The organism is Synechococcus sp. MU1655 (assembly GCF_023630655.1).
GTDB lineage: Bacteria > Cyanobacteriota > Cyanobacteriia > PCC-6307 > Cyanobiaceae > Synechococcus_C.
The window spans coordinates 1-7,787 of record NZ_JAKUHK010000073.1; the positions used below are offsets into that span (position 1 = coordinate 1).

Annotated in this window: 11 protein-coding genes and 1 pseudogene; 5 read left to right on the forward strand and 7 right to left on the reverse strand. The window is 50.9% G+C overall.

Translation table 11 applies throughout. The annotated features are described in order from the left end of the window. Positions 1 to 618 (forward strand): annotated as a pseudogene (locus tag NCN04_RS05110) (DNA primase); the annotation flags it as partial. A gap of 219 nt (positions 619 to 837) precedes the next feature. Next, positions 838 to 1,035, forward strand: coding sequence for a hypothetical protein (locus tag NCN04_RS05115; RefSeq protein ID WP_250395377.1), 198 nt, complete (start codon positions 838 to 840; stop codon positions 1,033 to 1,035). A gap of 397 nt (positions 1,036 to 1,432) precedes the next feature. On the opposite strand, the gene NCN04_RS05120 is transcribed toward NCN04_RS05115, so the two are convergent. Next, entirely contained in the window at positions 1,433 to 1,729 is a 297-nt protein-coding gene (locus tag NCN04_RS05120) for a hypothetical protein (RefSeq protein ID WP_250395378.1), read from the reverse strand. A gap of 51 nt (positions 1,730 to 1,780) precedes the next feature. Between NCN04_RS05120 and NCN04_RS05125 the strand changes: the two genes are divergently transcribed. Together NCN04_RS05125 and NCN04_RS05130 are read left to right on the forward strand one after the other, a co-directional pair. After that, a complete protein-coding gene (locus NCN04_RS05125; RefSeq protein WP_048348182.1) occupies positions 1,781 to 2,038 on the forward strand; it encodes a hypothetical protein in 258 nt (85 codons plus the stop codon). Continuing rightward, complete coding sequence (locus NCN04_RS05130; RefSeq protein ID WP_048346650.1) at positions 2,038 to 2,337, forward strand: hypothetical protein; 300 nt, start codon at positions 2,038 to 2,040, stop codon at positions 2,335 to 2,337. The genes NCN04_RS05125 and NCN04_RS05130 overlap by 1 nt, the downstream gene beginning before the upstream one ends. A 245-nt stretch (positions 2,338 to 2,582) precedes the next feature. Here the strand turns inward: NCN04_RS05130 and NCN04_RS05135 are convergent, their stop codons facing one another. The 3 genes from NCN04_RS05135 to NCN04_RS05145 form a co-directional block, all read right to left on the reverse strand. Then, entirely contained in the window at positions 2,583 to 3,857 is a 1,275-nt protein-coding gene (locus NCN04_RS05135; protein ID WP_250395381.1) for a Y-family DNA polymerase, read from the reverse strand. Positions 3,858 to 3,873: 16 nt separating this feature from the next. Next, on the reverse strand, positions 3,874 to 4,317 hold the full coding sequence (locus NCN04_RS05140; protein ID WP_245407323.1) for a LexA family protein: 444 nt from the start codon (positions 4,315 to 4,317) through the stop codon (positions 3,874 to 3,876). Positions 4,318 to 4,746: 429 nt separating this feature from the next. Beyond that, entirely contained in the window at positions 4,747 to 5,502 is a 756-nt protein-coding gene (locus NCN04_RS05145; protein ID WP_250395382.1) for a GAF domain-containing protein, read from the reverse strand. A 293-nt stretch (positions 5,503 to 5,795) separates the two neighbouring features. Here NCN04_RS05145 and NCN04_RS05150 point away from each other — a divergent pair, with 293 nt between their 5' ends. Then, the gene (locus NCN04_RS05150) at positions 5,796 to 6,212 is read left to right on the forward strand and encodes a DUF8680 family protein (RefSeq protein WP_250395379.1); all 417 of its coding nucleotides are present in this window, start codon (positions 5,796 to 5,798) and stop codon (positions 6,210 to 6,212) included. Positions 6,213 to 6,231: 19 nt separating this feature from the next. On the opposite strand, the gene NCN04_RS05155 is transcribed toward NCN04_RS05150, so the two are convergent. From NCN04_RS05155 to NCN04_RS05165, 3 genes are all read right to left on the reverse strand, one after another. Continuing rightward, a complete protein-coding gene (locus tag NCN04_RS05155; RefSeq protein WP_350223235.1) occupies positions 6,232 to 6,975 on the reverse strand; it encodes an SGNH/GDSL hydrolase family protein in 744 nt (247 codons plus the stop codon). 36 nt (positions 6,976 to 7,011) lie between these two features. Then, the gene (locus tag NCN04_RS05160) at positions 7,012 to 7,446 is read right to left on the reverse strand and encodes a 23S rRNA (pseudouridine(1915)-N(3))-methyltransferase RlmH (protein ID WP_048346648.1); all 435 of its coding nucleotides are present in this window, start codon (positions 7,444 to 7,446) and stop codon (positions 7,012 to 7,014) included. A gap of 33 nt (positions 7,447 to 7,479) precedes the next feature. After that, positions 7,480 to 7,787: hypothetical protein (locus NCN04_RS05165; RefSeq protein WP_250395380.1), on the reverse strand; the 308-nt coding region annotated here is incomplete at its 5' end.

Genomic DNA, 7,787 nt, shown 5'->3' on the forward strand with positions numbered 1-7,787 from the left:
GTGCGTTGCGAATTACGCCAACGGGAGTTGGAAGACTTCGCTCTTCAGCACCACCGTCTGTTGTGGTCTGCAATTACCGACCTTGAAGAGGGCAACATCGGTTCCGGTCGTCTAGAGGCGATCAGTCGGGGCAAAGATCCGGGTCATGAGTTGGCCGATCTGGATCTACCTCGTTTGCTTACCGATCAGCTGCTGCTGGACAACAGTGCGTTAGTGGCCAAGTTGACGCCGCTTTTAGAACCCGCGGAGCTCCAGCGTTTGGCATTGGCGCGTCCCATGGATGTTTTACGGGGCACCGCGGCTATTTTGGAGCGACAGAAGAGTCATAAACGTTGCCGTCACTTGTTAGAGGCTTGGGGTAGTCAACGGCTTGAGACTCTGGAACGGTGTATTGCTTCGCTGATTGCTCGTGAGCAAGAGCAGACAGCGTCGGCAGAGGGAGTGGATATGGAAGGTCGTATTCAGGAGATGTTTGAACAGTTGAATGCGGATGCGCTTCGATTGCAAGAGCTTTATTACTCCGAGAGGAAGCATATTCAGCATCTTGATCAACAACGCTGTGCTGGTTATGAGGTTGCTGTTGCTAATCCCCCTGAATTCATTCCTCCTGCGGCTTGATGGATTGGTGCGAGTCCAATCACCTGTATGTCTTGGTTTCGAAACACCAGCGTTCCTCACCCTTGAATCCACGGATGCGGATCGTCGCGCAGATGTGTCATTTGATCCAAAAGAGTGTTCAAGATGATGAGCTGAGACGGAGAACTCCTCCGTCTGGCCTCATCAATGATGCCGTAGTGTTTTTTTGCAGCTAGACCTTAAAGGTGTTCTTCAATACCAATGAAAACTGCGCTCGCCACACTCATTGTTGCTCTTGCAGCACCTATGGCTGTCTCAGCTGCTCCAGGAGTACCTGACTCTGTCATGAGTGCAATTCAAGAGGCGTGCAATGCCTCTGTTGCTGGTAATAGTCAAGCTACTGAATCAGATGAAAACTGTATTGCAAGAGCAGTAGCTGCTTACAAGAAATCGAACTGATAGGACTATCAGTACATTGCTGGCCCAAGCGATAGGCATTGAGCTTTGGTCTTTTTCGGCCAATCTCTCAATCTTGACTCTTTAAGCCCTGCTTTTAGCAGGGCTTTTTGTTTGACAATCTTGGCGTTGAGCGATTCTGATTGTTGTTCGGGTAGGAATAGTTTCTGCTTATCCGTCACGCAAAACTAACGAGGTCCTTCGGCTTTCATGGTCAAAGTTAATCTTTTGCTAAAGCTATAACCGTCTCTTCATTGAAACCATTGGTGGAGGATTGTTGTGCTTTGTAGGTTTTTAAGATTTGGCTTGAGTGCTTGATGCTTGATCAAGGATTGACCTTGTTAGGGATTTCAACTGCTTGATTGAATCAGAGGGCACCTGTTTTGTCTCCAGCAACTGGTCAAGTTCGTTCGCCCGTGTCTCGCCGATGGGCGAGGCAGCGCATGATCAGCACAACGTCATCGTGATCGCTAAGCGTTAGAACCGGTCTTGCTCTGCACGGATGGTTTGCGATGGTGATGGAAAACCCCTTCGGGTTCTGCAAGCGTGGAGCAACCTCAAGATCCTTTGGTTGCGGTGATTCACCCCGAAACACCACGTGTTGATCGCAATCACTGAGACCTGCCAACAGTGTTCGGTGTGGCAAGCAGCCAATGACGCCACCACAGCTCAGTGGCTTTCGAGCAAGGCTTGCCATGGTCTTGGAGATCTTGCATCCCTGATAATGGGTGAACAGCTCTTCTCAGCGATGTCTGAATTTTTTGAAGCGATCTGGCATGGAGAAGGAATCGGAGATGGTGGCGATCTCGATGAAGCCCTTCAGGCCTTTGTGGTTGTGAAGCCTAAAAATAATGATTGGATCGAGGCATGTGCTGTGGAGGGTGCTAATCCTCGTATCGAGCGTTTCGCCTCCTTCGATTCCTATCTTGATAATCAGGATGCCCTTGAAGTGATTACGGTGACTCCTCAGATGATTGCAGTCGCGATTGAGCAGTTGCCCGTTTGATGGCTGATTCCACGATTGACTTCTCGACCTACACGCCAGTGAACCACCTCTGGCCTGCTTTTGTGGAACGATTGGGATCTGAGAAAGCACAGCAAGCAGTGCGTCAGGCTCTTGATCTTCAAGGGATGAGTGGGAATGCCCGCAGTCTTCCCGTTCTGTTTGTTGAAACCTGTGGCCTTGCTCTCGCGCATACAGATCTTGTGCGAGAACAGACAGGTCTTAATAGCCACGGATATCGCATGGTTTTATTGCTTAGTCGACGTGAATTAGAACTGCAGTTATTGCAAGACTCGTTGTGAATTTATGCCTGTCTTTTCGCATACGCTTAAGTTGCTAACGTTGGGTATTCCTTGACAAGCATGGTGATGACGACTGCCAATTTCGCCATGGAAAGAATTGTTGTTCCGGATACAATTGATTCAGTTTCTTCAACATAGGCATCATGCCTGACATGGTCACTGGTGATTGAACAATTCCATTATCTTTGTGTGTGGTGTTGATGAAGCACGGCGCTCTTTTGGATGTTTTTTGAGGCTTGCATCTCTTATGCCCTTACCACAGGCACGTCACTCAATCGAGTTGTGGCGGCTCGACCCAGCCGTTCGCGTCGCATGGCCCAGCTTGGATCCAGACCGCAGGCGGCCCATTGCACCGTGCCTCTCCCATAGCGGTGATTGAGACGATCGATCGTTGCCATCAAGCGCTCCCGTCTCTGCTGCTCTTGCTCCGTACAGGGCACCCATAGATGTTGTTGAAGTTGAGCGATTCCCTGCAGGTGTTGCATCAGTACTCCTGCCTTCGCCAGAGGGCGATTTGGTTGAAAAATACGTTCCACCAGGGGTAATGCAGCTTCCAACAACACACGCGTGTCGTTGCTGGGTAGATCCAGGCTGGTGCTGGCAGCTCGGCTGTAAAAGGCTGGAATGAATGGGCTCGTGCGCGTATAAATCGTGAGAGCTGCTGTGCGTTGATGCTGCTTTCGCAGTTTTTCAGCCGCTCGCACCACATAGGTGGCTACCGCTTCCCGGAGCTCTTCCAGGCTGGTAATTGGATGACTAAAGCTACGGCTGACGCAGGTCTCCTGCTTTGGAGAGGGGTCGAGATCAAGCGGCAAGCAGGCATGGCCTTGTAGTTCTCTTTGGAGTCGAACTCCCACCACTCCGGCTTTAGCTCGCAGAGATCCACTGGGCATATCACGGAGCTCACGGGCGTTGACCACTCCTCGCATTCGGCACCAGAGAGCGAGTTTGCGGCCGATTCCCCAGACGTCCTCAATGGAAATCGTTTCCAGCCAGCGATCGGGATCAGGGCACAATCCAAGATCAAAGAATCCTGCGTGGGCCGGTATCACTTTCGCCAGGCGGTTGGCGAGTTTGGCCTGTCCCTTGCTGGCCCCGAGACCAATGGCAATGGGTAAACCGAGGTTGCGTCGAGCCAAGCTTCTCAACCGCTGTGCCCATGGACGCAGATTTCCGTCCGATGGACGGCTGAGCCGTGCAAACGCTTCATCAATGGAATAGATCTCCAGATCCTCCACTTGGCTTTCCAGCAAACTCATCAGCCGTTGACTCATGTCGGCGTAGAGCGCGTAATTCGAGCTGCGAATCACAACATTGTGCTGTTCCAGATGCCGCTTCTCCTTGAAATAAGGGGTGCCCATAGCGATGCCAAGAGCTCGCGCTTCAGCGCTGCGGGCCACGATGCAGCCATCATTATTTGAGAGCACCACCACTGGCTTGCCGAGCAGGGCCGGATCCAGGCTCTGCTCGCATGAGGCATAAAAATTGTTGGCATCAATCAGTGCCGTGACCTGGGTCATCGCGACGATGTGAGCGTTAGAGCGGATGGATGACGTGAATTGCGACGCCCCAGATCTGTACATCTCCGCAACGATGGAGATCTAAATGGGGATAGTCAGGATTGGCCGCTTCCAGGCCTAAAGAGCCGCGATGGCGAACGAGGCGTTTGAGAGTGAAAGCCCCATCCAGGATGGCCACCACCACTCGGCCAGGGCGAGGATCGAGGCTGCGATCAACCACCAATAGATCGCCATGATGAATGCCTGCACCAGTCATGGAGTCGCCGCTGACACGCAGAAAAAAGGTGCTGCTGGGATGGCGAATCAGTTGTTCATTGAGATCGATCCCCACGTCGATGTAGTCGTCAGCTGGGGAGGGGAACCCTGCGGCAATCTGGTCATGCGCCAGAGGCAGGCTGAGGCTTTCACGCTGCAGTCGCAGAGGTTGGGGTGGTTCCAGCGATATCCGATCGATTGTCACGGAAGCCCATGCTCGCACTCAGTTAATAGTACAAACGTTCCGATTGTTTTTCTGCTTCTTCCCGGCGTGGGCGGCGTGCGCCGGGCCTGGCATGCGCTTGTCAAGGCCTAGCTGCTCGTTCGCCCACTGCGCTGTCAGGACTGCGAGCAAGTCGTCCCTGGTGCCGAAAAGACGGATCATCGCAGTTTAATGAGAATTGTTCGCAATTCAATCGGAAAGCGGTCTGAATTGCAAGTGATTCTCATTTGCTGGGGATTGAGTGGGAGTTGGCCTTCTGGCCCCCCCCGCGTGTACAGCAGCCTTTGGCTGATCGCTGGCTGGCCATGCTTTGAAGTCGGTGCCAGGCCTATGGACTCCAATCTCAAAGACAGGGGGCCTAGCTTCTGCGCAACTTGAAGGGGGCGATATGCGCTGTTTCAGTAGCAGCGTTTAGGGCACAGTCTTTCGATTCGTTGATTTGCATTCAAGCTTGAGCTTTTCTTCTGATTGCCAGACCTCAAGAACATCAGGGAAGTGTTCTTCAATGCATGAATCGCAGATTCCATGGCTGAAATTCAGATTAGTACGCTTCGATAAATATCGATCTAGATGCAACCAGCTTCCATTATCGTCTTTCGCTTTTCTGCAGTAAGAGCAGGTCGAAATGATATGTTCACCATCTGTACGTGAACAATAAGATTCAATTAATTTGATGGATCTTTTCCTTAGTTCAAGAAAGGCAACTGCTTGTCTAGACAAGGATTCCATGATGCTGAATTGTCTATCTGTAAGCCCATGTGGCTCTCGATCAATCACGCAGAGCGTCCCAATTCTATGATTTTCTTCGTTCTGCAAAGGAAAGCCAGCGTAGAGTCTGATCTTCGGGTCTCCTTTGACCAGGGGATTGTCAAAGAATCGTTCGTCTTTTAACGCATCTTCAACGATCAAAGGTTCAGAGGAGTGAATCGCATGAGCACAGAATGACCAATCGCGCACAGTTTCTTGAGCTTCAATGCCAACCTTGGCCTTAAACCATTGCCGATCTGAATCAACCAGGCTTAAGAGAGCAATGGGAGTACCACATGTAAGAGAGGCTATTTTCGTTATATCATCATAATTCTCTTCAGGTTTTGTGCCAAGAATTCTATATTCACTCAGTGCTTTTAGTCTTTCCGACTCGTTTTTCGGAATCTCTGGCTTTTTCAAGTCAAACACTTGCGCTTTTAAAAATTTTGAATGCAATTAGTGGGATGCGCATAAAGGAGAATAAAAGTTAATTTGAAATTGTTTAAGTTTTTGGTCGCTTCGAGTTTTTGGTTGAGAGTGGCATCAAAAAGAGCCTCCTCGAAGAGCATGTGGTCTGAGACGACGAGCTTGCAATCAATGCGCCTGTCCGCTACTGCGATCTCTTGAAGATGATGGCTAATGGTTTTTGTGGACGCGTCGTTGAAGCTTGGTGCCCGTATCGATCAAGATGGTTTTCTCTGAAGCTGCTGCTGATGGCCGATTCTCCCTATCTCCTGGCAATCGCCCTGTTTGAGCAGAATGGGAAACGAGCCATGCCCCTCGGGGGACGATCTCTGCCATTGGATGCGACGCAAGATGAAGCTGGGGTTCCTGCGCAGATAGCCCGTGAGCTGGCTTTGGAACTCCTGCTTCGTGTCTGGCAACGCAGTGATCAGGGGCCTTTGCAGCGCGACGCGGGGTCTGCAAGTTTGCTGATGGCTGAATTAAGCATGGAGTATTTGCCTGAAGATTTACCGCTTCTCAAAGCGGCCTGGCTCAATACCGGAGATAGCGCAGCTTTTCGGAGCGGATTGTTGGCGATCACCTCACGTTGTTGGAGTGTGAGCGTGGCCAAATTCCAGCCGATTAGGTTCACTGCACTTGAGGCGTCGCAGACAACGGAAGGCTGAAGGGGACGCTGAATCGGTCTCACGCTGCAATCGCTGTGATGAGTTCTGCCAATCCAGCAGCAATGCCGTCTTGTTGATCGGCGCCAAAGTGAACACCGTCTAGGGGAGATGTTTCGGCAACAGTTTGTGTATCGAAAAAGAACACCGACTCTTGTTCAGCAAGGTTGCGATAGAGGGAGGGAAGCAATCGAGACTTTTCGCTGCCTCCTTTAAACCCCCAAGCAAGAGATTGTGGTGTGGTTTGAATCACTCCAGGACTGACTAAAACAATCGTTGGTGGGTGATTGGAATGGCGTGGTCCACATTCATAGGACATGCGCACATCATGGATCAGGATTTTTGCTCCAGATGTAATTTCTTCTGGAGAAAGATGTAAGTGGCTTTTACAGTCATTGCATCCAAGCGCAAGAATGACAATGTTCAGGGGTTTACAGCTATGCAAAATCATGGACAAGTGTTGCCTGCCATTACAGCTGTAGTCGCCACCATAATTAACGGCTCCCAGGGGATCATCCATCACCCAGGTTCTTGAATTCAAGCCTTGTTCAAAAACAGTCCAGATTTGATGATTGGGATTTTGCTGATTCAGAATGTTTTGGAGACGATTGGGCCAGCGTGTTTTAAATGGTAAGCGCCCACTCCCATCAGGCGCCATTCCCCAGGTGTTGGAGTCTCCAAAACACAAAATACTTTTTGGCTCCATGTTCTCTTGATCCAATGTTTGGATCAAGGCTTGATCTGATGATTGATCTGAAGACAGCATCACGTCTAGCAGTAGGCCAACAAGGAAGTCTTTTGTTTAGGCACGGTGATAAGGACTTCCTTGCTGGATGGCTTGGGCTCGGAACAGTTGCTCGATCAAGAGAAGTCTTGCAAGCTCATGGGGGAATGTCATTGGTGAGAGGCTGAGCTTCCAATGGGCCAGGTTCTTCAGCTCAGCAGTGAATCCATCAGCGCCACCAATCACGAACGCAAGCCGCTGCGATCCAAGGCTGCGGAGCCGCTCAGAAAAGTTGATCGACGTCAGCGTTTCACCCTGTTCCATCAACATCACAGGCCTTTCGTCGCTTCGTAGTGTCTGGCGAATGGATTCAGCTTCTTTTTCGGGATTGCCATCCCGCAACTCAACGATCGTGAGTCCAGGAAGGCGTTTGCGATAGAGCTCAATTCCTTCCTGAATCCAGGACTTGCGAACTTTTCCGATGGCGATAATGCGGCAGCGAGAGGGATTCATCCCAATAAATCCAAACGCAGGCAGGTCTCAAATTCAGTCTTCGTCATCTTCCAAAAGAAGCTGCCCAAAGGCCACATACAGCGATTCTTCTTCGCTCCCAGCGGCCACATCCGGACGGGAGGGACGGGTCGTTTTTCCCTGGCCGCCGCGAAGCGGTTGTCTGGAAAGGGTCTGAGAAGACGGCGGGACCTGCGCCTTTGCTTTCGCCTTGTTCTGAGACGCAATGTGGCGCTCAGCCTCCTTGAGCCGCGCCATTAAATGTTCAGGAACAGTGCCATCACTGCTCGCTTTCATCAGTTCCTGAAACAGACGTTCAGGATTGTCTTCAGTTTCAATGCGAT

Coding starts and splice junctions, on each gene's coding strand:
- NCN04_RS05160 (WP_048346648.1), bottom strand. CDS start 7,446: ATGAATCCCTCTCGCTGCCGCATTATCGCCATCGGAAAAGTTCGCAAG.
- NCN04_RS05120 (WP_250395378.1), bottom strand. CDS start 1,729: ATGGCAAGCCTTGCTCGAAAGCCACTGAGCTGTGGTGGCGTCATTGGC.
- NCN04_RS05130 (WP_048346650.1), top strand. CDS start 2,038: ATGGCTGATTCCACGATTGACTTCTCGACCTACACGCCAGTGAACCAC.
- NCN04_RS05125 (WP_048348182.1), top strand. CDS start 1,781: ATGTCTGAATTTTTTGAAGCGATCTGGCATGGAGAAGGAATCGGAGAT.
- NCN04_RS05115 (WP_250395377.1), top strand. CDS start 838: ATGAAAACTGCGCTCGCCACACTCATTGTTGCTCTTGCAGCACCTATG.
- NCN04_RS05150 (WP_250395379.1), top strand. CDS start 5,796: ATGGCCGATTCTCCCTATCTCCTGGCAATCGCCCTGTTTGAGCAGAAT.
- NCN04_RS05135 (WP_250395381.1), bottom strand. CDS start 3,857: ATGACCCAGGTCACGGCACTGATTGATGCCAACAATTTTTATGCCTCA.
- NCN04_RS05155 (WP_350223235.1), bottom strand. CDS start 6,975: ATGCTGTCTTCAGATCAATCATCAGATCAAGCCTTGATCCAAACATTG.